Below are 22,740 nucleotides of genomic sequence, written 5' to 3' on the forward strand. Positions count from 1 at the left end.
TCTCAGGGGCAACTGACGGTCGCGACGCGCCACCCGGGAACTGTGGGTAAGCGCTGAGACGCACAGAACGGCCCGTATACTGGATAGGTGAGCCAAACTCCAGATCCTGAAGCCTCGTACGACGCCAGCAACATTCAGGTCCTCGAAGGTCTGGAGGCGGTTCGCAAGCGCCCCGGCATGTACATCGGCTCGACCGGTGAACGCGGACTCCATCACCTCGTCTACGAGGTCGTCGACAACTCGGTCGACGAAGCGCTCGCGGGTTACGCCTCCCACATCGCGGTGACCCTCCAGGCCGATGGCGGTGTCCGGGTCGTCGATGACGGCCGTGGCATCCCGGTCGACGAGCACCCGACCGAGAAGATGCCGGCCGTCACGCTGGTCCTCACCTCGCTGCACGCCGGCGGCAAGTTCGGCGGCGGAGGCTACAAGGTCTCCGGTGGTCTGCACGGCGTCGGCGTCTCGGTCGTCAACGCGTTGTCCACCAAGCTGCACGTCGAGATCAAGCGCGACGGCTATCGCTGGACCCAGTCGTTCACCTACGGCGTGCCCGATGCTCCGCTCGAGCGGCACGAGAAGACCGACGAGACCGGCACCACCACGACGTTCTACGCCAGCGCCGACATCTTCGAGAGCGTCGTCTACAGCTACGAGACGCTCAAGACGCGGTTCCGCGAGATGGCGTTCCTCAACAAGGGCCTCGAGCTCGTGCTGCGCGACGACCGCGAGGAGGCCCAGGAGGCCACCGAGGGCGACACCGCGGTCGACGAGATCGAGCGTGACTGCCGCTTCCGGTTCGACAAGGGCCTGGTCGACTACGTCGAGCACATCAACGTCGGCAGCAAGTCACCGATCCACCGCGAGGTCATCTCGATCGAGTCCGAGGACGAGTCCAAGGGGCTGTCCCTCGAGATCGCGATGCAGTGGAACGACAGCTTCATCGAGTCGGTCCACACGTTCGCCAACACGATCAACACGCACGAGGGCGGCACGCACGAAGAAGGCTTCCGCGCGGCCCTGACCTCGACGGTCAACAAGTTCGCGACCGCGCAGGGCCTGATCAAGAAGGCCGCCGACAACCTCTCAGGTGAGGACATCCGCGAGGGGCTCACCGCGATCGTCTCGATCAAGCTCGAGGAGCCGCAGTTCGAGGGACAGACCAAGACCAAGCTCGGCAACAGCGAGGCCAAGTCGTACGTCCAGACGGTCCTCTACGACGAGCTCGGCGCCTGGTTCGAGCAGCACCCGACCGAGGGCAAGACGATCGTCCGCAAGTCGATCGACGCCGCGACGGCCCGCATGGCCGCCCGCAAGGCCCGCGACCTGGCCCGCAACCGCAAGGGCTTCCTGGGTGGTGGAGGCCTGCCCGGCAAGCTCGCCGACTGCTCCTCGCGCAATCCCGAGGAGTGCGAGGTCTTCATCGTCGAGGGCAACTCGGCCGGCGGCTCGGCCAAGGGTGGTCGTGACCCCCGCACGCAGGCGATCCTCCCGCTGCGCGGCAAGATCCTCAACGTCGAGAAGGCCCGCATCGACAAGATCCTGCAGAACGCCGAGGTCCAGGCGATCATCTCGGCGCTCGGCACCGGCGTGCACGACGACTTCGACATCGACAAGCTGCGCTATCACAAGATCGTGCTGATGGCCGATGCCGACGTCGACGGCCAGCACATATCGACACTGCTGCTCACACTGCTGTTCCGGTTCATGAAGCCGCTGATCGACGGCGGCCACGTCTACCTCGCGCAGCCGCCGCTCTACAAGATCAAGTGGAGCAACTCCGCCGACGAGCTGGCCTACTCCGACGCCGAGCGCGACGCGATGCTCAAGGCCGGTGCGGCCGACGGCAAGCGCCTGCCCAAGGAGCTCGGCCAGCAGATCCAGCGCTACAAGGGTCTTGGCGAGATGAACGACAGCGAGCTGTGGGACACCACGATGGACCCGGCCAACCGGATCCTGCGCCAGGTGACGCTCGAGGACGCCGCGATGGCCGACGAGATGTTCACGATCCTGATGGGCGAGGACGTCGAGCAGCGGCGCTCGTTCATCCAGCGCAACGCCAAAGACGTCCGCTTCCTCGACATCTGACCTGACAGGACACTTCAGTGACTGAGACGACACCTCCCGAGCACGACCGGATCGAAGCGGTCGAGCTGCAGGACGAGATGCAGCGCTCCTACATCGACTACGCCATGAGCGTGATCGTGTCCCGCGCACTGCCGGACGTACGCGACGGGCTCAAGCCCGTGCACCGGCGCGTGCTCTACGCGATGTTCGACGGCGGCTACCGCCCGGACCGCGGCTTCTCCAAGTGCTCGCGCATCGTGGGTGACGTCATGGGTCAGTACCACCCGCACGGCGACACCGCGATCTACGACACTCTCGTACGTCTGGCGCAGCCGTGGGTCATGCGCGCGCCGATGATCGACGGGCAGGGCAACTTCGGCTCACCGGGTGACGACGGCGCCGCCGCGATGCGTTACACCGAGTGCCGGCTCGCGCCGATCGCCATGGAGATGGTGCGCGACATCGACAAGAACACCGTCGACTTCCGCCCCAACTATGACGGACGCTCGCAGGAGCCCACCGTTCTGCCGTCGCGCATCCCCAACCTGCTGGTCAACGGCTCGGCCGGCATCGCGGTCGGCATGGCGACCAACATCCCGCCGCACAACCTGCGTGAGGTCGCCGAGGGTGCCCAGTGGGCGCTGGCCAACCCCGACGCGAGCAAGGAAGAGCTGCTCGAGGCGCTGATCGAGCGGGTCAAGGGCCCCGACTTCCCGTCCGACGCGCTGATCGTCGGCACCAAGGGCATCGAGGACATGTACCGCACGGGCCGCGGCTCGATCATGATGCGTGCGATCGTGTCGATCGAGGAGGACACCAAGGGCCGCATCCAGCTCGTCGTCACGGGCCTGCCCTACCAGGTCAACCCCGACAACCTCATGCGCAAGATCGCCGACCTGGTCAACGCGGGTCGCCTCCAGGGCATCTCCGACCTGCGTGACGAGTCGTCGTCGCGCGTCGGACGCCGCATCGTGATCGAGATCCGCAAGGATGCCGTCGCGCGCGTCGTGCTCAACAACCTCTACAAGCACACCGAGCTGCAGACCAACTTCAGCGCCAACATGCTGGCGCTCGTCGACGAGGTCCCGCGCACCCTGACGCTCGACGGCTTCGTCAGCAACTGGATCAACCACCAGGTCGAGGTCATCCAGCGCCGCACCCAGTACCTCCTCGACGAGGCCGAGGCCAAGGCGCACATCTTCCGCGGCTACGCCAAGGCGCTCGACGCCCTCGACGAGGTCATCGCGCTGATCCGTCGCAGCCCGACGGTCGACGAGGCGCGCCAGGGCCTCATCACGTTGCTCGACATCGACGAGCTGCAGGCCAACGCGATCCTGGAGATGCAGCTTCGCCGGCTCGCGGCCCTCGAGCGGCAGAAGATCATGGACACCCTCGCGGAGCTCGAGCGCGAGATCGCCGACTACAAGGACATCCTCGCCAAGCCCGAACGGCAGCGGCAGATCGTGTCGGACGAGCTCGCGGCGATCGTCGACAAGTTCGGCACGGACCGGCGTTCCAACATCATCCCGGCCGACGGCGACCTGTCCGACGAGGACCTGATCCCCGACGAGGAGGTCGTGGTCACGATCACCAAGGGTGGCTACGCCAAGCGCACCAAGACCGACCTCTACCGCGTCCAGAACCGCGGCGGCAAGGGCGTACGCGGTGCGGCGCTGCGCGGTGACGACCTCGTCGAGCACATGTTCCCGACGACGAGCCATCACTGGATCCTGTTCTTCACGACGGCCGGTCGGGTCTATCGCGCCAAGGCGTACCAGCTCCCCGAGGCAGGACGCGACGCCAAGGGCGGGCACGTCGCCGGCCTCCTGTCGTTCCAGCCGGACGAGGAGATTGCGCAGGTCCTCGCGATCCGCGACTATGAGCAGGCGCCCTACCTGGTGCTGGCGACCAAGAAGGGCCTGGTCAAGAAGACCCGGCTCGGCGACTACAACAGCCCCCGCCAGGCCGGAGTCATCGCGATCAACTTCCGCGACGAGGACGACGAGCTGATCGGCGCCGAGCTGGTCACCCCCGAGGACGACCTGATCCTCATCTCGCGCAAGGCGCAGGCGATCCGCTTCCGCGCCGACGACGAGCAGCTTCGTCCGATGGGACGCGCCACCTCGGGTGTCACGGGCATGAAGTTCCGCGAAGAGGACTCGATGCTCTCGATGTCCGTCATCCGCCGATCTGCCGGCGCGTTGGAGTCCGAAGAGGTGCCCGAGGAGGACCAGCTCTACGTCTTCACGGTCACCGACGGCGGCTTCGCCAAGAAGACACCCGTCGAGCAGTACCGCCTGCAAGGCCGGGGCGGTCTGGGCATCAAGGCCATGCAGATCACTGAGAATCGCGGCGAGCTCGTCGGTGGCCTCGTGCTGGTCGACACCGACGACGTCATCTCCGTGACGGCCATGGGTCAGGTCACGCGGAGCCTTGTCTCGGGGGTCAATCCGACAGGCCGTGGCACGATGGGGGTGAGCTTCGTGAAGTTCAAGGGGGATGACCGGGTCGTGACCATCGCGCGCAACACCGAGCTCCCTCAGGACGAGGCGCAGGCCGAACAGACGTCGACCGACGAGGACCAGGATCAGTGACCGAAGACGACAAGCAGGACTCGACCTCAGCGCCGGGCTCCAGTGCGGGAGACGCGGCGCCGACCCAGCAGATCCCCCGCATCCCCAAACCGGTGACCTCACCCGCCAAGAGCTCGACGGGCACCAAGGGTGCGGCGGGCGGCCCCACCAAGAAGGCCGCGGCTGGCAAGTCGGCATCCTCCGGCGGGCCGCAGACCGACAAGGGCCGGCCCCGTCCGGCGCAGCCGGCGAAGGCTGAGCCCGAGGCAGAGGACAAGAAGTCGTCCGAAGGCGACGACACGTCGTCCGACAGCCGCCCCCTCACCGCGGCCGACTACGCGCGTACGACCAAGCCCTCGCCGTCGACCACCGCGGTGATCCCGGCGGTCAAGGACAAGGTCGGCAACGACCGCGAACAGGTCAAGACCAAGTCTGGCGCGACCCTCACGCGCTCGCCCGAGCCGGAGTCGACACGGCGCGCCAGCCTGCGCCTGACCCACATCGAGCCCTGGTCGGTCACCCGCCTGGCCTTCGCGATCTCGGTCGCGATGATGATCGTGGCAGTGGTCGCGGTCTCGATCTTCTGGGTCGTGATGGAGGCGACCGGGGTCTGGGACCAGATCAACGGCAGTGTCACCTCCGTGCTCAGCGATGACTCCTCGAGCTTCAACATCACGGACTACCTCGGCTTCGGCCGCATGGTCGGACTGACCCTCGTGCTGTCGGCGATCAACGTCATCCTGACCACGGCGCTGGCCACGATCGGTGCGCATCTCTACAACTTGGCGGCGCAACTGCTCGGTGGTGTGGACGTCACGTTCGCCGAAGAAAAGTAGGGCGCGCGGCTCGTTCCTCGCCGCCTCAGCGACTTCGTCGCTGCCGGGCTGCGCCCGGGCGCCTGGCCTCGCTGGCGCTCGGCCCTATGGTCGGGGTCCCGATTGGTACTTGGAGAAGTGGTTGAGGTAAAGTTCACCGCTGTTGCGGGCGTATAGCTCAGCTTGGTTAGAGCGCATCCCTGATAAGGATGAGGTCCGAGGTTCAAGTCCTCGTACGCCCACTCGCACAGGAGGTTCCATGAAGAAGATCATCGCCCTCGGGCTCGCTGCGGCCGGTGTCTTCTGGGCCGTGTCGAAGTCCAAGCAGGGCAAGCCCGCCGACACGTGGGCCGCCGCCAGCGACAAGGTCTGACCCGGGACCAGCACGATCACGGGGCCGTGGCGCAATTGGTAGCGCACCTGCTTTGCAAGCAGGGGGTTAGGGGTTCGAGTCCCCTCGGCTCCACTGAATGAGAGACGCCCTCCCACTTGAGTCCAAGTGGGAGGGCGCCTTTTCATGCGGGCCGGGTGGGAGGGCGTCTCTCATTCAGTGAATCCAAGCGAGTGACTCGAGTCGGGCCCCATCAACGCGGACGCCCTTCCGCGCCGAAGGCGCCACCGGTGTTCGCCCGACAAGGGATCCCCGAGGCCCCGAGTCGACCGCTCGCGCGGGTACGTCGCCCTCACCGGCTACCGTGACGTGAACCACGCCATATGAGGGAGCCCGCATGCCGCAGACCGTACGAGGGGTGATCGCCCGCGCCAAAGGTGCGCCGGTCACCGTCGAGAACATCGTGATCCCTGACCCGGGCCCTGGCGAGGCCGTGGTCGACATCGCTGCGTGCGGGGTCTGCCACACCGATCTGCACTACCGCGAGGGCGGCATCAACGACGAGTTCCCGTTCCTGCTGGGCCACGAGGCCGCTGGTGTGGTCGAGTCGGTCGGCGAGGGCGTCACGGACGTGGCGCCGGGCGACTTCGTGGTGCTCAACTGGCGTGCGGTGTGCGGCCAGTGCCGGGCCTGTCTGCGGGGACGGCCCTGGTACTGCTTCAACACGCACAACGCCACGCAGAAGATGACACTGGAGGACGGCACTGAGCTCTCCCCGGCACTGGGCATAGGGGCGTTCGCCGACAAGACGCTGGTCGCGGCCGGCCAGTGCACCAAGGTTGACCCGTCGGCCTCGCCGGCAGCCGTCGGCCTGCTGGGCTGCGGTGTCATGGCCGGACTCGGAGCGGCCATCAACACCGGCAACGTGCAGCGCGGCGACTCCGTCGCCGTCATCGGCTGCGGTGGGGTCGGCAGTGCCGCGATCGCGGGCGCACGCCTGGCCAACGCGGGCACGATCATCGCGATCGACGTCGACGACCGCAAGCTGGAGTGGGCGCGCGGCATGGGCGCGACGCACACGATCAACGCCACCGAGGGCGACGTGGTCGAGGCGGTGCAGGCGTTGACGGGCGGCTTCGGGGCCGATGTCGTGATCGACGCGGTCGGCCGACCGGAGACGTGGAAGCAGGCGTTCTACGCCCGCGACCTGGCCGGGACCGTCGTGCTGGTCGGCGTGCCGACGCCCGACATGCATCTGGAGATCCCCTTGCTCGACGTCTTCGGCCGCGGCGGCTCGCTCAAGTCGTCCTGGTACGGCGACTGTCTGCCGAGCCGCGACTTTCCGATGCTGGTCGACCTCTACCTGCAGGGCCGCCTGGATCTGGACGCGTTCGTGACCGAGACGATCGGCATCGACGACGTCGAGGCGGCCTTCACCAAGATGCACGAGGGCGGCGTCCTGCGATCGGTGGTCGAACTGTGACCTCGGCGCGCATCGACAAGGTCGTGACGTCCGGCCAGTTCGCGCTCGACGGTGCAGCTGGGACGTCGACAACAACGTGTGGCTGATCGGCGACGATGCCGAGGTCATCGTGATCGACGCCGCGCATGACGCCGACGCGATCCTGGACGCCATCGACGGCCGTACGGTGCTGGCGATCGTCCTGACACACGGGCACAACGACCACATCAACGCCGCCGTGGAGCTCGGCCGCGAGTCCGGCGCGCAGGTATGGTTCCCGGCGGCCGATCGCATGCTGTGGGACGCGGAGCACGACACAGCGCCGGACCGGGCGCTGCAGCCCGACGCGACGTTCGAGGTCGCCGGAACCACGCTGCGGGCCATCCCCACGCCCGGCCACTCCCCGGGCAGCACGTCCCTGTACGCCGAGGAGCTCGGCGCGATCTTCACCGGCGACACGCTCTTTGCGGGTGGCCCCGGCGCCACGGGCCGCTCCTACTCGGATTTCGACACGATCATCGCGTCGATCCGAGACCGTCTGCTGACGTTGCCGGGCGAGACTGTCGTGCATACGGGGCACGGTGACGACACCACGATCGGCGCCGAAGCACCCCACCTCGACGAGTGGATCACCCGGGGCAGCTGAACCGGTCACCTCAGCCGAAGCGACGCCAGAGCACGAAGGCGGCCACCGCAGCGACGCCGACCAGAGCCACGATGCCGGCGCGGTGCTTGCCGGTCTCGGCCTTGGCCGCCAGCGCATCAACGGTCTGACCGAGGTGCTCGCGGGTCTGCTCGATGTCGCGCTCGATCGTGCTCATGACGTTGCTCCGTGTCGGGCCGCGGCAACATCGGCCTTGACGCTCTCGACCCGTTCGCGCGGGGCCTCCGCGACCTTGCTGACGCGCATCTTGCCGATGAGAGCGGCCAGGCCGGCGAGGACGAACAGTCCGCCGCCGACGATCAGCGCGGCGAGCCAGGCGTCGAGCGCCTCCGCGATGCCGAGGATCCCAGCCGCGACGAGGGCGCCCAAGCCGTACAGCGCCAGGGTGCCGGCGACGCCGAACAGACCGGCCCCGACGCCGAGCCGCTTGCCGCTCGCGGCCAGGTCCTTCTTGGCCAGCTGGATCTCGTTGCGGATCAGCGTGGAGACGTCCTCGGTGGCCTGGGCGATCAGCTGTCCGGTCGAGGCCTGGGACGTCTGGACGTCGGGACCCGTCATGACATGCCCTGTCGGTGGGCATCCGCAATGGGAGACTCACCCGGGACCGGTGGTGGGCCGATGACCTCGTCGCCCGGACGGTAGTTGTCTGAGGCGGGATCGGTGTCGTGACCCTTGACCTTGTCGGCGATCTTGGACTTGGCTTCGCCGGCAACATCGGCGACCTTGGCGCCGACCTTCGACCCGACCTCGGAGCCGGTGTGCTTGGCCTGGGTCTGGACGTCGTCGACGGCGCTCTGCACCTTGGGATTGTTCCAGACCTTGTCGGCCTGGCGCTTGATCTGCTCGTACCGTTCGCGTCCGGCGCGGGCACCGAGGACGTACCCGGCTGCACCGATCGCGAGCACTGACAACTTCTTCACATTGACCACTCCTTCGAGGCGGGCTTACCCCGTTGAGCAGTGGTCACACATGACGGTGCGCCGGGCCGGGGAGACCTGGCCTCCCCGGCCCGCGGGGGTCAGGCTGCCGAACGGAGCTTGATCGTGACCGACCGGCCGCTCTGGCGCGCCGACTCGTGCGACTCGGCGAGCTGCTCGCGCGCGAGGTCGCGCAGCTCGGCCATCTGCGGCGTGACCTCCGCCAGCGTCAGCTCGGTCTCGATGACGTCGAGGTCGAGACCCCAGACGTCCTCGAGGATGCGGCGCATCCACGCCGTGGCGTGGTCCCAGCCCTCCCGCGGAGTGCCGGCTCCGTATCCGCCTCCACGCGCGGTCACGAGGAAGGCGGGCTTGCCGGTGACCTGGCTCTGGCCGACCGCCAGCCGAGGATCCGTCGCGACGACGTCGTACCAGGTCTTGAAGTGCTGGGACACCCCGAAGTTGTACATCGGCACGGCGAAGATCAGCACATCAGCGGCGACCACCTCGTCGGCGAGTGCAGCCGCGGTCCGCTGCGCGTCCAGCTGAACAGGCGTCCGCTGCTCCTCCGGCGTGAAGCCGGCGAACGCTGCCGCTCCCCAGACGGCGGGATCCACCGGGTCGAGCCCGAGATCACGACGTACGACGGCGGGACTGCCGAGCTCCTCGGCGATCGCGGACTGCAGGGTGTCGGCGACGGCGCGGGTCACCGAGCCCTGCTGGCGGATGCTGGCGTCCAATCGGAAGATCGTGCTCATGCGTGCTCCTTGAACTAGATGGTCTGTCAAAAAGATCATATGCTACCCAGACGATCTAGAAACGTGACGATCGGCACAACGTACGACTGGCTACACTTGCGGCATGACCGAGACAGCTGCGACGCCGACGGAGCAGGCCTCCATCGACTTCGGCCAAGCCCTCGGGAGCATCCTCCGGAGCTATCTCGACAACGCGCGCGACGCCGTCAGTGACCTCCCTGGCGGCCCGCGTGCCTATCAGGTCATGTCGGTCGCCAACGGCGACGAGTGCAGCAACCAGGTCACGATCGCCACACGCCTTGGCATCGATCGCACCGTCATGACATATCTCGTGGACGACCTCGAGAAGGCCGGCCTCGTCACCCGCCGTCCGGACCCGGCGGACCGGCGATCGCGCCAGGTGGTGCTGACCGCCAAGGGCACCAAGACGTTCGCCGCCGCATCCAAGCGGATCGCCGACGTCGAGCGGGCCGTGCTCGGGAACCTGCCCGACGAGGATGCCGACACGTTCCGCCAGCTGCTCCTGCGCGTCGCCGCTGCCGGACCCGTCGTCGAAGCGTGCGACGTGCCCGGCGTCGCCGACTGCTAGTCGCGCTGCGGAGGGCCTGAGCCCATCGCCCAGCGGATCGCCTCGGTGATCACCACTCCGCTCGTACGCACGGCAGTCGCCTCCACGAGCGGCAGGTAGGGCAGCCGCAGCGGCCACCGCGTCCAACGCGGCATCATGCCGACGGCGGCCGCCGACAGCAAACCGTACGGAGCGCGCAGGGTCAGGGGCACCGGTGGGTGCACGAGGATGAACCGGGCTGCGCGTCGCGCCGCCGGGGTCCCGTCGAGCTCAGGGCGATAGTCCGCGAGGACCCGGTCGAGCTCGGCGACGGTCTCCGGCACGTTGACCGCCCCCAGGGCGCGCGCGACGTGCGCGGTCTGTGCGACGTACGCATCACACCCATCGGCGTCGAGCGGCTGCGAGCCGTAGCGGTCATGGGCCTTCAGGAAGCTGTCGATCTCCGCAACATGCACCCACCGCACCAGATGTGGGTCCGAGGCCGCGTACGCCCGCCCGTCCGGCGCCGTCCCCCGCACCCGGTCGTGCACCGCGCGGACGACGGCCACGGCCCGGTCGGCATCCTCGATCGTGCCGAACGTGGTCTCGGCGAGGAAGGTGCTGGTGCGCTGCAGCCGTCCCCACGGATCGCCCCGGAAGCCGGAGTGCGCATCGACGGCGGCCATCGCGAGCGGGTGCATCGACTGCAGCAGCAGCGCTCTGATCCCGCCGACGAACATCGATGCGTCCGAGTGCACGCGGTGGATCGCCGAGCCCGGTTCGAACCGCCGCGGTCCCTCGCTGAAGTGGATGCGGTCGCGGCGGGCCGGTCCCTCTTCACCGGCGACGCGCGAGAAGATCGTCTCGCCCACGCGCCGGCGTACGAGCTCGAGGGGATTCATACCTCGAACGTACGCCGGGCGGCGTGGGTCCGCTTGGTCAGGAGATGTCGGTCAGCAGGTGCCCGCGTGCCTCGCGGCGGCGACGCTGCTCGTCGGGGTCCGGCACCGGCACGGCCGCGATGAGCCGCTTGGTGTAGTCCTCCTGCGGGTTGCCGAGGACCTGGTCGCGCGGGCCGATCTCGACGAGCTTGCCGTGCTGCATCACCGCGACCCGGTTGGCCAGGGTGTCGACGACCGCGAGGTCGTGGCTGATGAACAGGCATGCGAACTGCAGTCGCTGCTGCAGCTCGGTGAACAGCTCGAGCACCCGCGCCTGCACCGACACGTCGAGCGCCGAGGTCGGCTCGTCCGCGATCAGCAGGTCGGGATCGAGGGCCAGGGCGCGGGCCAGGCTGACGCGCTGGCGCTGGCCACCCGACAGCTCGTGCGGGAACCGTTCGACGTACGAGCCGCCGAGCTCGACGCTGTCGAGGAGCGACCGCACCTTGGCGTCGATCTCCGACTGCTTGAGGTCGGTCTGGACGTGCAGCGGCTCGGCGACGCACTGCCCGATCGACATACGTGGGTTGAGTGATGACGCCGGGTCCTGGAACACGAACCCGAATCGCGAGCGGAACGGCCGCAGCTGCCGGTCGGAGAGTCCGGAGATCGTGTTGCCGGAGACGTGGATCGTGCCGCTCGTCGGCTGCTGGAGCCCCACGGTCGTACGCCCGACAGTCGACTTGCCCGAGCCGGACTCGCCGACGAGGCCGAGGACCTCGCCCTTGCGGATCTCCAGCGTCACGTGGTCGACCGCGCGGAAGGCCGGCTGGCCCAGGCCGCCGGGGAACTCGACGACCAGGTCCTCGACCTTGAGCACGAGGTCGTTCTCGTCGACCAGGCCCGGGCCGTTCTCGCGGCCGAGGTGCGGGACGGCGTCGAGGAGCGCGCGGGTGTAGGGGTGCTTCGGCTCGGCGAAGAGCTCGCCCGCCGGTGCCTGCTCGACGATGTTGCCGCGATACATCACGACGACTCGGTCGGCCATGTCGGCGACGACGCCCATGTTGTGGGTGATCAGCACGATCGCCGTGCCGAGCCGGTCACGCAGTGACAGCAGCAGCTCGAGGATCGCGGCCTGGACCGTGACGTCGAGGGCGGTCGTGGGCTCGTCCGCGATGATGACGTCGGGATCGCAGGCGATCGCCATCGCGATGACGACGCGCTGCTTCTGCCCGCCCGAGAGCTGGTGCGGGTAGTAGTCGACGCGGTGCTCGGGATCGGGCATGCCGACCAGCTCGAGCAGCTCGATCGCACGCTTGCGGGCGTCCTTCTTGGACACGTCCTTGTGCGCCTGGATGCCCTCGATGATCTGCCAGCCGACGGTGTAGACCGGGTTGAGGGCCGTCGACGGCTCCTGGAACACCATGGAGACCTGGTCGCCGCGGATCGGCCGGATGTCGTTGTTGGACATGCCGAGCAGCTCGCGGTCGCCGAGTCGGGCCGATCCGGTGACCGCGGCGGTCGACGGCAGCAGGCCCAGGACCGCGCGGGAGCTGACCGACTTGCCGGAGCCGGACTCGCCGACGACGGCGACGACCTCACCGGGCGCGACGTCGAAGCTGATGCCGTTGACGGCATGGATCTGCCCTGCGTCGGTCCGGAACGTCACCGCTAGATCCGTGAGGGCCAACGCGGCGACGCGCTTCTCGGCGTTCGCGGCCTCGTTGCGGACCTCGACGGACGGTTCAATGTCGCCGGTGAGCTCTTCGAACTCGTGGGTGATCTCGGCCTCGTCGGCCGACGTCGTGTCGGCGCCGCGGGTGCGCAGGAGGGGGTTGAGGATGTCGTTGAGGCTCTCGCCGACCAGCGTCACGCCCAGCACGATCAGGACGATCGCGGTGCCGGGGAAGACGCTGGTCCACCAGATGCCGTTGGACGCGTCCGGCAGTGCCTTGTTGAGGTCGAAGCCCCACTCGGCGGCCGCGGACGGCTCGATGCCGAAGCCGAGGAAGCCCAGGCCGGCCAGGGTGAGGATCGCCTCGGACGCGTTGAGCGTGCCGATGACCGGCAGGTTCTGCGCGACGTTGGAGAAGATGTGGCGGCCGAGGATGCGCGGCGTGCGCACGCCGACGACGCGGGCCGAGTCGACGTACGGCTCGACCTTGACGGCGAGCGTCGCGCTGCGGATCACGCGGTAGTACTGCGGCACGAACACCACGGTGATCGATATGGCCGCGGCGAGGATGCCACCGACCGCCCCGCTGGACCCGCCGGTGAGGACGATCGAGACGACGATCGCGAGCAGCAGCGACGGGAAGGCGTACAGGGCGTCCATGACCAGCACGAGGACGCGATCGAGCCAACCGCCGAGGAAGCCGGACAGCAGGCCCAGCGGCACGCCGACCAGGCTCGACAGCACGACCGCGAGGATGATGACCTCGATCGCGGTCCGGGTGCCGTAGACGACGCGGGACAGCACGTCGGTGCCACCGACCGTCGTGCCGAACCAGTGATCGGCCGACGGCGCCTGCTGGGTGCCGAAGAGGACACCGCCCGAACGGTCGTCGTTGAATCCGTAGGGCGCGATCCACGGCGCGAAGATCGCGATGATCAAGAAGGCGGCGATGATCGCGAAGCCCAGGAGCAGCATGAAGCGCTGCAGGCCGTGGGACTGGCGGACGACGGCGGGTACGGCTTTCGACAAGCTCAAGCGGCGGGTAGGCATCAGAACCTCACTCGGGGGTCGACGAGGGCGACGATGGCATCGATCAGGAGACTCGCGACGCAGACGATGACGGCGATCGCGGTGACGATGCCCTGCACGGCGAGGAAGTCGCGGGCCTTGAGGTACTGCGTCAGCTCGTAGCCGATGCCCTTCCACTCGAACGTCGTCTCGGTCAGGACGGCGCCGGCCAGGAGCAGCGCGATCTGCATGCCCATGACCGTGACCACCGGGACGAGCGCGTTGCGGAACGCATGCTTGCGCACGACCCTCCGCTCGGACACTCCGCGAGCTCTCGCCGCGGTGACGTAGTCCATGCGCAGGGTCTGCAGGAGGTTGATGCGTACGAGGCGCAGGAAGACGCCACCAGTCAGCAGGCCCAGCGCGACCGCGGGCAGCAGGGCGTACTGGAGGACCTCGAGGATGATCTTGGGGTCTCCCCACAGGAGCGCGTCCACGATCATGATGTTGGTGTGCGGGTGGACGTTGTCGAGGGTCAGCTCGGTCTGGGTCGAGGAGCGACCTGACGACGGCCAGCCGAACGGCGTGAAGGCCAGCTTGAGGAGCAGGCCGACGAAGAAGACGGGCGCGGCGTAGATGAGGATCGCGAACAGCCGCAGCACGACGTCGGGCAGCCGGTCGCGGTAGCGGGCGGCGAGCCGGCCCAGCGGGATGCCGACGGCGAACGCCACGAGGAGCGCCCAGAACGACAGCTCGAGCGTGGCCGCGCCGTAGTGGGTCAGGATCCCGGAGATCTCACGGTGATCCGTCAGGGTCGTGCCGAAGTCGCCGTGGAGCAGCCCGGTGATGTACTCCCAGTACTGCGTCAGCATCGGCCGGTCGAGCCCGGCTGCGTGCTTGCGCTCGGCGATCTGCTCGGCGTTGAGGCGGCCGCCCTGGGCCGCGGTCACGGGATCGCCGATGACGCGCATCAGCAGGAACACCATCGTGACGAGCACCCAGAGCATCGGGATGATCAGCGCGACACGTACGAGCATGTAGCGGGCGAGTGGGCTGAGGGGGCCACGCCTCTTGCGGGACGGCTGGGCGGGCGTCGGTTCGAGCGGCGCGAGGACTTCGGCGGTCATGAGTTCCTCAATTTCGGTTCTTGAGAGGGTCGGGTCCCTTCGACAGGCTCAAGGACCCTGGAAACAACATACGGAAGGGGCGGGTCCAGTGGACCCGCCCCTCCTTCGTGATTACTTCGACAGTGACGTGAAGCGGAACTTGAACGCGGGGTCGAGAGTCTCCTCGACGCCCTTGACGTCCGTGCCCGCCACCGCGACCTGTGCGCCGGTGAGCAGCGGCAGGATCGGCACCTGGTCAGCGACCAGGTCCTGGATCTTGCCGAGCGTCGCGACACGCGAGGTCTTGTCGGCGTCCGTGGCTTCCGACTTCAGCAGCTTCGTCATCTCCGGCACCGGGTTGTCCTTGGCCGAGAAGTTGTAGTGCGACTGCAGGAAGTTGTTCTCACCGAAGAACGGCGTGACGTAGTTGTCAGCGTCCGGGAAGTCCGGGAACCAGCCGAGCTGGAACATCGGGTAGGCATCCTTGACGCGCTCCTCGGAGTACGTGACGTACTCCGTGGACTGCAGGTCGACCTTGAACAGGCCGGTGTCCTCGAGCTGACGCTTGACCATGTTGTACTCCTCGGTCGACGAGGAACCGTAGTGGTCGGTGTTGTACTGCAGCTTCAGCGTGACCGGGGTCTTGACTCCGGCGTCGTCGAGGAACTTCTTGGCCTCGTCCTTGTTGGGCTTGTCGCCATACTTGTCCTTGAACGGCTCCGTGGCGCCGACCTGGCCCTGCGGGACGGCCGAGTACGCCGGCGTGTAGGTGCCCTTGTAGACCTGCGTCGAGAGCTCGTCGCGGTCCAGCGAGGACGCCATCGCCTGGCGGATCGCCAGCTTCTGGTCGTCGTCGTCGCCGGGCATCGTCTTCATGTTGAAGACGATGTAGCGCAGCTCGCCACCGGCACCCTTGTGGACCTTGACCTTGTCGTCCTTGCTGAGGCTGGCGATGTCGGTCGGGGTCAGCGAGCGCCACGCGACGTCGATCTTGCCGTTCTGGACGTCGAGTTTCAGGTTGTTGGCGTCGGCGTACGTCGACAGCGTGATCGTCTTGGTCTTCGGCTTGTTGTAGGCACCGTCGTAGGTGTCGTTGGCCTTGAACTCGGCGATCTGGCCCTTGGTGTACTTGCCGATCGTGTAGGGACCGGAGAAGCCCTGCGCCTTGACCGCGGCGTCATCGTCCAGGACCTTGTCGGCCGGGTAGGTCTCCTCGTCGACGATCGGTCCGGCGGAGGTGACGAGCACCTGGCCGAACGTCTGGTCGTTGGGCGAGTTGAGGGTGAACGTGACCGTCTTGTCGTCCGTGGCCTTGACCGACTTCATGTTGCCGAGCAGCGAAGCCGGGCCGTTGGGGTCGTTGATCTTGACGATGCGGTTGAAGGAGAACGCGACGTCGGACGCCGTCAGGGCGTGGCCGTTGGCGAACTTCAGCCCGTCCTTGATCGTGCAGACGTACTCGGTCGGCTGCGCGAAGTCACACTTCGACGCGGCGTCGGGCGTGAGCGTCGTGCTGCCGGCCGGGAAGTTGAGGAGGTACTGGTAGACCTGCGTCTGCACCGTCAGCGAGCCGTTGTCGTACGAGCCGGCCGGGTCGATCGAGACGACCTTGTCGGTCGTGCCGACGACGAGGTTCGAGCCACCCGCGTCCTTGTTGTCGTCGTCCTTGCTTTGTCCACACGCGGCCAGCGCAAGGCCGGCGAGCGCAGACACCGCGATGATCGCGGTACCACGACGGAAGTTCTTCATTGCTCTCCTACGAGTCGAGCCGCAACGCGTGGTTGCGGCGGGATTGTCCACATGATGGGACTGAGCCTTCCCGCACGCTACACGCGCCCGTGGTGGCTGAACCGACCTGCCAGATTGCATTTTGGTTACTGATTCGCAGGCCGCGACGGCGGCGCGGGGCGAAAGGAAGAGGCAGGGCGGGCCCTGTGCGGCGGTCGGTGCGACGGCAGCTCAGTCGACGCCCGAGGATGTTGAGAACTTGGGAGTTCCTCGGAGCGAGTACGCGGGAGGGAGATCCCACGGCTGCAGGGCCCTGCCCTGACCCTGCAATCCTTCCGTACGGATCGGCGGATGGGTGAGGGACCTAAGTCCCGAATGCTGTCGGCGTACGGCCCCGCACGCCATCGAAAGGACTAGACCGGACTAGTCATTCCGACGGAATTCGCAGGATCGCCTGGCCCGAACGAGTGGATTCTGCGAGCCGGCGCCCGAATTCGTGACGTTGCCTTCACGCAGGTCGTTAATCTGCGCATCGGAAGGATCCCATGCACGTCACTCCCACGATCGTGGTCGTTGAACCATCGGGTCCGCTTCCGTACGCCCCTCGCCATGCGCTGATGCCCAGGGGCACGCCGTGATCAGGGTCTTCGTGCTCGACGACCACGAGGTCGTGCGTCGCGGCCTGCGGGACCTCCTCGAGGAGGACGGTGACGTCGAGATCGTCGGCGAGGCCGCTCTGGCTGCCGACGCCCTGCTCCGCATCCCGGTCGTCAACCCCGACGTCGCGGTGCTGGAGGCCCGTCTCCCCGACGGGTCGGGCATCGACGTGTGCCGTGCGGTTCGCGCCGCCCACCCCGACATCGCGGTCCTGATCCTGACGGCGTACGACGATGACGAGGCGCTGTTCGCGGCGATCATGGCCGGCGCCGCGGGCTACCTGCTCAAGCAGGCGCGTGCGCCAGAGCTCGTCGCGGCAGTACGTCAGGTGGCGAGCGGCAAGTCGTTGCTGGACCCTGGCGTGACCCAGAAGGTCCTGGCCAGGATTCGCGACGGTGAACCACCCGCCGACCCCCTCGACCTGCTGACTCCGCAGGAGAGCCGCATCCTCGAGCTGATCGGTGAGGGCATGACCAACCGGCAGATCGCCGACGAGATGTTCCTGGCGGAGAAGACGGTCAAGAACTACGTCACGCACCTCCTCGCCAAGCTCGGACTCAAGCGCCGCACCCAGGCCGCCGTGCTCGCAGCGAAGCGGCGCCGGTCCTAGGCCGGCGGCACGGGCGGCCCGATACCCTTGGGTCATGAGCCACAACCAGCATCTCTCCGAGTTCGACCCTGACATCGCCGCGCTCCTCGACGCCGAGCTGCACCGTCAGCAGTCGACGCTCGAGATGATCGCGTCGGAGAACTTCGCGCCCGTCGCCTCGCTCGAGGCACAGGGCAGCGTCCTGACCAACAAGTACGCCGAGGGCTACCCCGGCAAGCGCTACTACGGTGGTTGCGAGTTCGTCGACCAGGTCGAGACCATCGCGATCGACCGGCTCAAGGAGCTGTTCGACGCGGGCTACGCCAACGTGCAGCCGCACTCGGGCGCCACCGCCAACGCCGCAGCGCTGCACGCGATCGCCACTGCCGGCGACACGATCCTGGGCCTCGACCTCGCCAACGGCGGTCACCTGACCCACGGCATGAAGCTCAACTTCTCCGGCAAGCTCTACAAGCCCGTCGCCTATCACGTCGTGCCGGAGACCGGCCTCGTCGACATGGACGAGGTGCGCACCCTCGCGCACGAGCACCAGCCGACCGTCATCATCGCCGGCTGGTCGGCGTACCCCCGCCAGCTCGACTTCGCGCTGTTCCGCGAGATCGCCGACGAGGTCGGTGCCAAGCTGTGGGTCGACATGGCGCACTTCGCCGGACTGGTCGCCGCCGGCCTGCACCCGAGCCCGCTGCCGCACGCGCACATCGTCACGACCACGACGCACAAGACACTCGGCGGACCCCGTGGCGGTGCGATCCTGACCAACGACGAGGACATCGCCAAGAAGATGCGCTCCGCGGTGTTCCCCGGCCAGCAGGGTGGTCCGCTCGAGCACGTCATCGCCGCCAAGGCCGTGGCGTTCAAGATGGCCCTCGAGCCGGAGTTCAAGGAGCGCCAGGAGCGGACGATCGAGGGCGCCAAGATCCTCGCCGAGCGCCTGGTCGCTGCCGACACGCGCGCCGCGGGCGTCAACGTGCTGACCGGCGGCACCGACGTGCACCTCGTGCTGGTCGACCTCCGCGAGTCCGAGCTCGACGGTCAGCAGGCCGAGGACCGGCTCCACGAGGTGGGCATCACGGTCAACCGCAACGCCGTGCCCAACGACCCCCGCCCGCCGATGGTGACCTCGGGTCTCCGCATCGGCACGCCGGCACTCGCCACGCGCGGGTTCGGCGCCGAGGAGTTCACCGAGGTCGCCGAGATCATCGCCGCTGCACTGCTGCCCGGCGACGTCGACATCGAGGGACTGCGCAAGCGGGTGACCGTGCTGGCCGAGCGCTTCCCGCTCTACCCGGACGTCGCGCCCTTCATCAAGTGAGCGAGCGCTAGCGAGTGAACCATCAGGCACTCGCGACGACGCCTTTGTATCGTTGGTCTTCTTCGAAGGCGTCGGAGTGAATCGAGGCACGGCGAGGCTCTGGCTCCGGCCGGGCCTCGTCGGTCTGCACGTCTTCGCCGTCGTCGCTGTGGCGTTCTGCGTGTTCATGGGGCTGTGGCAGCTCGGGGTCTACGACTCCCGCCAGGAGCACGAGCGCGCCGACAAGCAGCACGTGCCCCGTGTCGCGCTGGCCGGGCTGTGGGGTCCGGACCAACCGTTCGAGGCGACACTCAACTACCGCCCGGTGACGGCGACGGGCACGTTCGCGCCGGCGGCGCAGCAGGTGTGGGTGACCGACAAGCAGCAGGACGGCCGCACCGGTGCATGGCTGCTCGCCCCACTGCTCGTCGACGGTGACGACCACGCACTGCTCGTCGTACGCGGGTGGGCACCGTCGGCGACCGATGACCGGCCGCCCGTGCCAGCCGGCGAGGTCACGATCAACGCCGTGCTCCAGCCCGGCGAGGCGGGCGGTGCCGCGTACGACCCGGACCGTCGCGAGATCGGCTCGGTCCGCATCCCGGCGCTGACCAACGAGCTGCCGTACGACCTCTACTCCGGGTTCGCGATCAGCACCAGCAAGGCAGCCGCCGGCGGCCTGGCACTCGTGCCGCCACCCAAGCCGGGTGACGTGTCGTGGACCGTCGGTCTGCGCAACCTTGCGTACGCCTTCCAGTGGTGGATCTTCGGCGCCTTCGCGGTGTTCATGTGGTGGCGGATGGCGACCGAGAGCGTGGCGGCTTCGCGGCCGAAGGTAGCCTGACGAGGTGAGTGGAGTAGCCAAGGCATACCGTGTCGTCGCCTACATCGTGGGCATCAACCTGATCTTCGTGATCGGCGCGTGGCTCGCGCAGCTGAGCACGGACGACTCGTCGTGGTGGAACCGCAACTCAGGCGCGATCGGGATCGTCGACATGATCCACGGTTACCTCTTCATGGCGTTGCTCGTGTTGATCGCCGTGCTTGCCCGTCGGCACCGCTGGAAGCCGGCGTTCATCGTCACCACGATGTTGTTCGCGACGATTCCCTTCGTCAGCTTCTGGGCGGAGCACCGCGCGACCAAAGCAGTACGCGAGGCAGAGTCCGCCACAGTGTGAGTGGGGCCGACTTCAGCGACCCGTGAAGGTGGCCTTGCCGGGGCCGTCGCGCAGGAACGACTCCATGCCGTGCTGCAGGTCCTGGGTGTCGAACAGCCCGGCGGCGATAGCCGTCACATGAGCGTTGGCCTCGGGCACTCCCCCGGCCTCGAAGTGCCGCAGGATGTCCTTGGCAGCGCCGAAGGCCTTGGTCGGCCCGGTAGCGATCTGGTCGACGAACGCCAGCACCGCGGCGTCGAACCCCTCGACCGGCAGGACGCGGTTGACGACGTTCCACCGCTCGAGCGTCGCGGCGCCGTAGAGGTCACCGGTGAACACGAACTCCTTGGCGCGACCCACGCCCGCGCGAGCGGCGAGCCGCTGCGTGCCACCCATCGTCGGGGTGAGCCCGATGACGCGCTCGACCAGGCCGAACTTCGCCTTCTCGGACGCCAGGATGAGGTCGCAGGCGACGGCGACCTCGAACGCCCAGGTCAGGGTCAGCGCATGCGCGGCGAACACCGTCGGGAACGGCAGTGCGTCGATGCGGTTCGGGAGCTCGATCATCCGGTCGTACAGCTGCTGGGTGTCGGCTTGGGTCGTGCGGGCGTGGAACTGCGCGACGTCGACGCCGCCAGAGACGATCTTGCCCTCGGCGCGGATGACGAGTGCGCGCGGCGCGGCCGCCTCGATCTCGTCGAGTGCGCCGTCGAGCTCGTCGTGCAGCTCGAGGGAGTAGAGGTTGACCGGTGGTGCGCTGAACGTGAGGATCGCGACGTCTGAGTCGGTACGTTCGACAGTGACCGGCATCAGCGCTCGTTCGCCTCGTTGGGGTCGTACGAGCCGCCCTTGTCGGAGACCGCGTTGCGGACCGCGACGACTGCGCCGGCGATCAGGGCGAACAGGAAGAACTTACGGACGGGATGTCTGCTTTCCGACTTCGACATGCGGGTCACGATAGCCCTCGAACCCGGCCGTCCCGCGCCCGACCGCCGTCCCTGATCTCTTGGCGTCTCATGAAAAGATGGGCGCAGCAACCGAAAGGAATCCCCCTGTGGCCTCGCAGCTCATCGCGACCTTCACGACCAACCACGGCGCCATCGTCGTGGAGCTCTTCCCCAACCACGCCCCCAAGACCGTCGACAACTTCGTCGGCCTGGCTGAGGGCACCAAGGACTGGATCGACCCGGCCACCGGCCAGATCTCGAACAAGCCGTTCTATGACGGCATCGGGTTCCACCGCATCATCCCCAACTTCATGCTGCAGGGCGGCGACCCGCTCGGCACCGGCACCGGCGGACCGGGCTACGAGTTCGAGGACGAGTTCCACCCCGACCTCCGCTTCGACAAGCCCTACCTGCTCGCGATGGCCAACGCCGGACCCGGCACCAACGGCTCGCAGTTCTTCATCACGCTCGTGCCGACCGACTGGCTCAACCGCAAGCACACGATCTTCGGTGAGGTCGTCGATGCCGACAGCAAGGCCGTGGTCGACGCCATCGGCGCGACGGCGACGGACGGCTTCGACCGCCCGATCGAGCCGGTCGTCATCGAGAAGCTGACGATCGAGCGACGCGAGGCGTGAACCTCCCGGCTTCGGACTATCGCTGCTACCGGCACCCTGACCGCGAGGCGTACATCTCGTGTCAGCGGTGTGAGCGGCTGATCTGTCCGGAGTGCATGAACGACGCGTCGGTCGGGTTCCAGTGCCCGTCGTGCATCGCCGAGGGTGCCAAGTCCGTCAGGGCTCCCCGGACGATGGCCGGCGGCCTGGTCTCGGCCAACACGGCCGTCGTGTCGATGACGCTCATCGGCATCAACGTCGTCGCCTTCGTGCTGCAGCTGGCGTCCGACGACCGGTCGGGCGACATCTACCAGCAGGGCGCGATGCAGGGCTACGCCGTCGCCGACGGCGACTACTGGCGCCTGCTGACCGCCGCGTTCCTGCACGCCAGCATCCCGCACCTCTTCTTCAACATGCTGACGTTGTACTTCTTCGGCCCGTTCGTCGAGCAGGTCCTCGGCGTGTGGCGCTATGTCGTCGCCTACCTGACGATGGCGGTGTTCTCGTCGGTGTTCGTCTACGTCATCAACGACCCGTTGACGGTTACCGTCGGCGCCTCAGGTGCGATCTTCGGCCTCATGGGCATTGCGCTGGTCGTCCTGCTGAAGGCGAAGCAGGACGTGCGGACGCTGCTGGTGCTGCTCGCGATCAACGCCGTGATCAGCACGCAGGGCAACATCAGCTGGGAGGGTCACCTGGGCGGGTTCATCGGCGGCCTGATCCTGGGTGCCGCGTTCGCGTTCGCCCCGCGCGACCGCAAGCTCATCACGCAGGTCGCCGTCATCGCGGCCATGTGGATCGGCATCGCCGTCGCGGTCGTCGTACGGACCGGACAACTCACCGGTTAGTCCACAGATGTGAATGACACGGGTGTGATTATCAACAGCTGTGCACACAGGTGTGGATAACTACAAGGGTGTAACTAGAGGTGT

Annotated in this window: 22 protein-coding genes and 2 tRNA genes; 14 read left to right on the forward strand and 10 right to left on the reverse strand. The window is 67.6% G+C overall.

Annotated elements, in window-relative coordinates; all coding sequences use genetic code 11:
- Positions 1–87: 87 nt before the first annotated feature.
- The 7 genes from gyrB (at position 88) to BOSE46_RS20485 (ending at position 7,891) form a co-directional block, all read left to right on the forward strand.
- Positions 88–2,085, forward strand: a complete 1,998-nt coding sequence (gene gyrB / locus BOSE46_RS20455; protein WP_159542233.1) for a DNA topoisomerase (ATP-hydrolyzing) subunit B — start codon at positions 88–90, stop codon at positions 2,083–2,085.
- Between the two features lie 17 nt (positions 2,086–2,102).
- Positions 2,103–4,658, forward strand: coding sequence for a DNA gyrase subunit A (gene gyrA, locus BOSE46_RS20460; protein WP_159542235.1), 2,556 nt, complete (start codon positions 2,103–2,105; stop codon positions 4,656–4,658).
- A complete protein-coding gene (locus BOSE46_RS21530; protein WP_236551830.1) occupies positions 4,655–5,473 on the forward strand; it encodes a DUF3566 domain-containing protein in 819 nt (272 codons plus the stop codon). Before gyrA ends, BOSE46_RS21530 begins: the two co-directional genes overlap by 4 nt.
- Positions 5,474–5,619: 146 nt before the next feature.
- Positions 5,620–5,694: transfer RNA gene (locus BOSE46_RS20470), tRNA-Ile, on the forward strand.
- A 151-nt stretch (positions 5,695–5,845) separates the two neighbouring features.
- Positions 5,846–5,918: transfer RNA gene (locus tag BOSE46_RS20475), tRNA-Ala, on the forward strand.
- 262 nt (positions 5,919–6,180) lie between these two features.
- Positions 6,181–7,266: an S-(hydroxymethyl)mycothiol dehydrogenase gene (locus BOSE46_RS20480; RefSeq protein WP_159542237.1), complete on the forward strand. Its 1,086-nt coding sequence runs from the start codon at positions 6,181–6,183 to the stop codon at positions 7,264–7,266.
- Between the two features lie 76 nt (positions 7,267–7,342).
- Positions 7,343–7,891 (forward strand): MBL fold metallo-hydrolase, encoded by a 549-nt coding sequence (locus BOSE46_RS20485; protein WP_201299696.1) that lies wholly within the window; start codon positions 7,343–7,345, stop codon positions 7,889–7,891.
- A 10-nt stretch (positions 7,892–7,901) separates the two neighbouring features.
- Here the strand turns inward: BOSE46_RS20485 and BOSE46_RS20490 are convergent, their stop codons facing one another.
- From BOSE46_RS20490 to BOSE46_RS20505, 4 genes are all read right to left on the reverse strand, one after another.
- A complete protein-coding gene (locus BOSE46_RS20490) occupies positions 7,902–8,066 on the reverse strand; it encodes a DUF3618 domain-containing protein (RefSeq protein WP_159542239.1) in 165 nt (54 codons plus the stop codon).
- Positions 8,063–8,467 carry a phage holin family protein gene (locus BOSE46_RS20495; RefSeq protein WP_159542241.1) on the reverse strand — a complete coding sequence of 135 codons (405 nt, stop codon included), beginning with the start codon at positions 8,465–8,467 and terminating at the stop codon, positions 8,063–8,065. The genes BOSE46_RS20490 and BOSE46_RS20495 overlap by 4 nt, the downstream gene beginning before the upstream one ends.
- Positions 8,464–8,829 carry a YtxH domain-containing protein gene (locus BOSE46_RS20500; protein WP_159542243.1) on the reverse strand — a complete coding sequence of 122 codons (366 nt, stop codon included), beginning with the start codon at positions 8,827–8,829 and terminating at the stop codon, positions 8,464–8,466. The genes BOSE46_RS20495 and BOSE46_RS20500 overlap by 4 nt, the downstream gene beginning before the upstream one ends.
- A gap of 98 nt (positions 8,830–8,927) precedes the next feature.
- Positions 8,928–9,584 (reverse strand): FMN-dependent NADH-azoreductase, encoded by a 657-nt coding sequence (locus BOSE46_RS20505; RefSeq protein WP_159542245.1) that lies wholly within the window; start codon positions 9,582–9,584, stop codon positions 8,928–8,930.
- Between the two features lie 103 nt (positions 9,585–9,687).
- Here BOSE46_RS20505 and BOSE46_RS20510 point away from each other — a divergent pair, with 103 nt between their 5' ends.
- Positions 9,688–10,173, forward strand: a complete 486-nt coding sequence (locus BOSE46_RS20510; protein WP_159542247.1) for a MarR family winged helix-turn-helix transcriptional regulator — start codon at positions 9,688–9,690, stop codon at positions 10,171–10,173.
- On the opposite strand, the gene BOSE46_RS20515 is transcribed toward BOSE46_RS20510, so the two are convergent.
- The 4 genes from BOSE46_RS20515 to BOSE46_RS20535 form a co-directional block, all read right to left on the reverse strand.
- Positions 10,170–11,033 carry an oxygenase MpaB family protein gene (locus BOSE46_RS20515; RefSeq protein WP_159542249.1) on the reverse strand — a complete coding sequence of 288 codons (864 nt, stop codon included), beginning with the start codon at positions 11,031–11,033 and terminating at the stop codon, positions 10,170–10,172. The genes BOSE46_RS20510 and BOSE46_RS20515 overlap by 4 nt on opposite strands.
- 37 nt (positions 11,034–11,070) lie before the next feature.
- Positions 11,071–13,737, reverse strand: a complete 2,667-nt coding sequence (locus BOSE46_RS21535; protein WP_159542251.1) for a dipeptide ABC transporter ATP-binding protein — start codon at positions 13,735–13,737, stop codon at positions 11,071–11,073.
- Positions 13,737–14,822, reverse strand: coding sequence for an ABC transporter permease (locus BOSE46_RS20530; protein ID WP_159542253.1), 1,086 nt, complete (start codon positions 14,820–14,822; stop codon positions 13,737–13,739). Before BOSE46_RS20530 ends, BOSE46_RS21535 begins: the two co-directional genes overlap by 1 nt.
- A gap of 111 nt (positions 14,823–14,933) precedes the next feature.
- Positions 14,934–16,550 carry an ABC transporter substrate-binding protein gene (locus BOSE46_RS20535; protein ID WP_159542255.1) on the reverse strand — a complete coding sequence of 539 codons (1,617 nt, stop codon included), beginning with the start codon at positions 16,548–16,550 and terminating at the stop codon, positions 14,934–14,936.
- 613 nt (positions 16,551–17,163) lie between these two features.
- Here BOSE46_RS20535 and BOSE46_RS20540 point away from each other — a divergent pair.
- The 4 genes from BOSE46_RS20540 (at position 17,164) to BOSE46_RS20555 (ending at position 20,265) form a co-directional block, all read left to right on the forward strand.
- The gene (locus tag BOSE46_RS20540) at positions 17,164–17,796 is read left to right on the forward strand and encodes a response regulator transcription factor (protein ID WP_159542257.1); all 633 of its coding nucleotides are present in this window, start codon (positions 17,164–17,166) and stop codon (positions 17,794–17,796) included.
- 34 nt (positions 17,797–17,830) lie between these two features.
- Entirely contained in the window at positions 17,831–19,108 is a 1,278-nt protein-coding gene (glyA, locus tag BOSE46_RS20545) for a serine hydroxymethyltransferase (protein ID WP_159542259.1), read from the forward strand.
- A 76-nt stretch (positions 19,109–19,184) separates the two neighbouring features.
- Complete coding sequence (locus tag BOSE46_RS20550; RefSeq protein WP_159542261.1) at positions 19,185–19,931, forward strand: SURF1 family protein; 747 nt, start codon at positions 19,185–19,187, stop codon at positions 19,929–19,931.
- Between the two features lie 4 nt (positions 19,932–19,935).
- A complete protein-coding gene (locus BOSE46_RS20555; RefSeq protein WP_159542263.1) occupies positions 19,936–20,265 on the forward strand; it encodes a DUF3817 domain-containing protein in 330 nt (109 codons plus the stop codon).
- A 12-nt stretch (positions 20,266–20,277) separates the two neighbouring features.
- Here the strand turns inward: BOSE46_RS20555 and BOSE46_RS20560 are convergent, their stop codons facing one another.
- Together BOSE46_RS20560 and BOSE46_RS20565 are read right to left on the reverse strand one after the other, a co-directional pair.
- Positions 20,278–21,054, reverse strand: a complete 777-nt coding sequence (locus BOSE46_RS20560; protein WP_159542265.1) for an enoyl-CoA hydratase/isomerase family protein — start codon at positions 21,052–21,054, stop codon at positions 20,278–20,280.
- Entirely contained in the window at positions 21,054–21,191 is a 138-nt protein-coding gene (locus BOSE46_RS20565; RefSeq protein ID WP_159542267.1) for a hypothetical protein, read from the reverse strand. Before BOSE46_RS20565 ends, BOSE46_RS20560 begins: the two co-directional genes overlap by 1 nt.
- Positions 21,192–21,298: 107 nt before the next feature.
- Here BOSE46_RS20565 and BOSE46_RS20570 point away from each other — a divergent pair, with 107 nt between their 5' ends.
- Both BOSE46_RS20570 and BOSE46_RS20575 read left to right on the forward strand, forming a co-directional pair.
- On the forward strand, positions 21,299–21,829 hold the full coding sequence (locus tag BOSE46_RS20570) for a peptidylprolyl isomerase (RefSeq protein ID WP_159542269.1): 531 nt from the start codon (positions 21,299–21,301) through the stop codon (positions 21,827–21,829).
- Positions 21,830–21,924: 95 nt separating this feature from the next.
- Positions 21,925–22,656, forward strand: coding sequence for a rhomboid family intramembrane serine protease (locus BOSE46_RS20575; protein ID WP_159542271.1), 732 nt, complete (start codon positions 21,925–21,927; stop codon positions 22,654–22,656).
- The last annotated feature ends 84 nt before the right edge of the window (positions 22,657–22,740 follow it).

This window comes from Aeromicrobium sp. 9AM (assembly GCF_902506105.1).
Classification (GTDB): Bacteria; Actinomycetota; Actinomycetes; order Propionibacteriales; family Nocardioidaceae; genus Aeromicrobium.

Bases quoted from the DNA above. Each gene is read 5' to 3' on its own strand.
- BOSE46_RS20575 (WP_159542271.1), top strand. From the start codon at position 21,925: ATGAACGACGCGTCGGTCGGGTTCCAGTGCCCGTCGTGCATCGCCGAG.
- BOSE46_RS20530 (WP_159542253.1), bottom strand. From the start codon at position 14,822: ATGACCGCCGAAGTCCTCGCGCCGCTCGAACCGACGCCCGCCCAGCCG.
- BOSE46_RS20515 (WP_159542249.1), bottom strand. From the start codon at position 11,033: ATGAATCCCCTCGAGCTCGTACGCCGGCGCGTGGGCGAGACGATCTTC.
- BOSE46_RS20535 (WP_159542255.1), bottom strand. From the start codon at position 16,550: ATGAAGAACTTCCGTCGTGGTACCGCGATCATCGCGGTGTCTGCGCTC.
- BOSE46_RS20565 (WP_159542267.1), bottom strand. From the start codon at position 21,191: ATGTCGAAGTCGGAAAGCAGACATCCCGTCCGTAAGTTCTTCCTGTTC.
- glyA (WP_159542259.1), top strand. From the start codon at position 17,831: ATGAGCCACAACCAGCATCTCTCCGAGTTCGACCCTGACATCGCCGCG.
- BOSE46_RS20480 (WP_159542237.1), top strand. From the start codon at position 6,181: ATGCCGCAGACCGTACGAGGGGTGATCGCCCGCGCCAAAGGTGCGCCG.
- BOSE46_RS20495 (WP_159542241.1), bottom strand. From the start codon at position 8,467: ATGACGGGTCCCGACGTCCAGACGTCCCAGGCCTCGACCGGACAGCTG.
- BOSE46_RS20510 (WP_159542247.1), top strand. From the start codon at position 9,688: ATGACCGAGACAGCTGCGACGCCGACGGAGCAGGCCTCCATCGACTTC.
- BOSE46_RS20505 (WP_159542245.1), bottom strand. From the start codon at position 9,584: ATGAGCACGATCTTCCGATTGGACGCCAGCATCCGCCAGCAGGGCTCG.
- BOSE46_RS20560 (WP_159542265.1), bottom strand. From the start codon at position 21,054: ATGCCGGTCACTGTCGAACGTACCGACTCAGACGTCGCGATCCTCACG.
- BOSE46_RS21535 (WP_159542251.1), bottom strand. From the start codon at position 13,737: ATGCCTACCCGCCGCTTGAGCTTGTCGAAAGCCGTACCCGCCGTCGTC.
- BOSE46_RS20490 (WP_159542239.1), bottom strand. From the start codon at position 8,066: ATGAGCACGATCGAGCGCGACATCGAGCAGACCCGCGAGCACCTCGGT.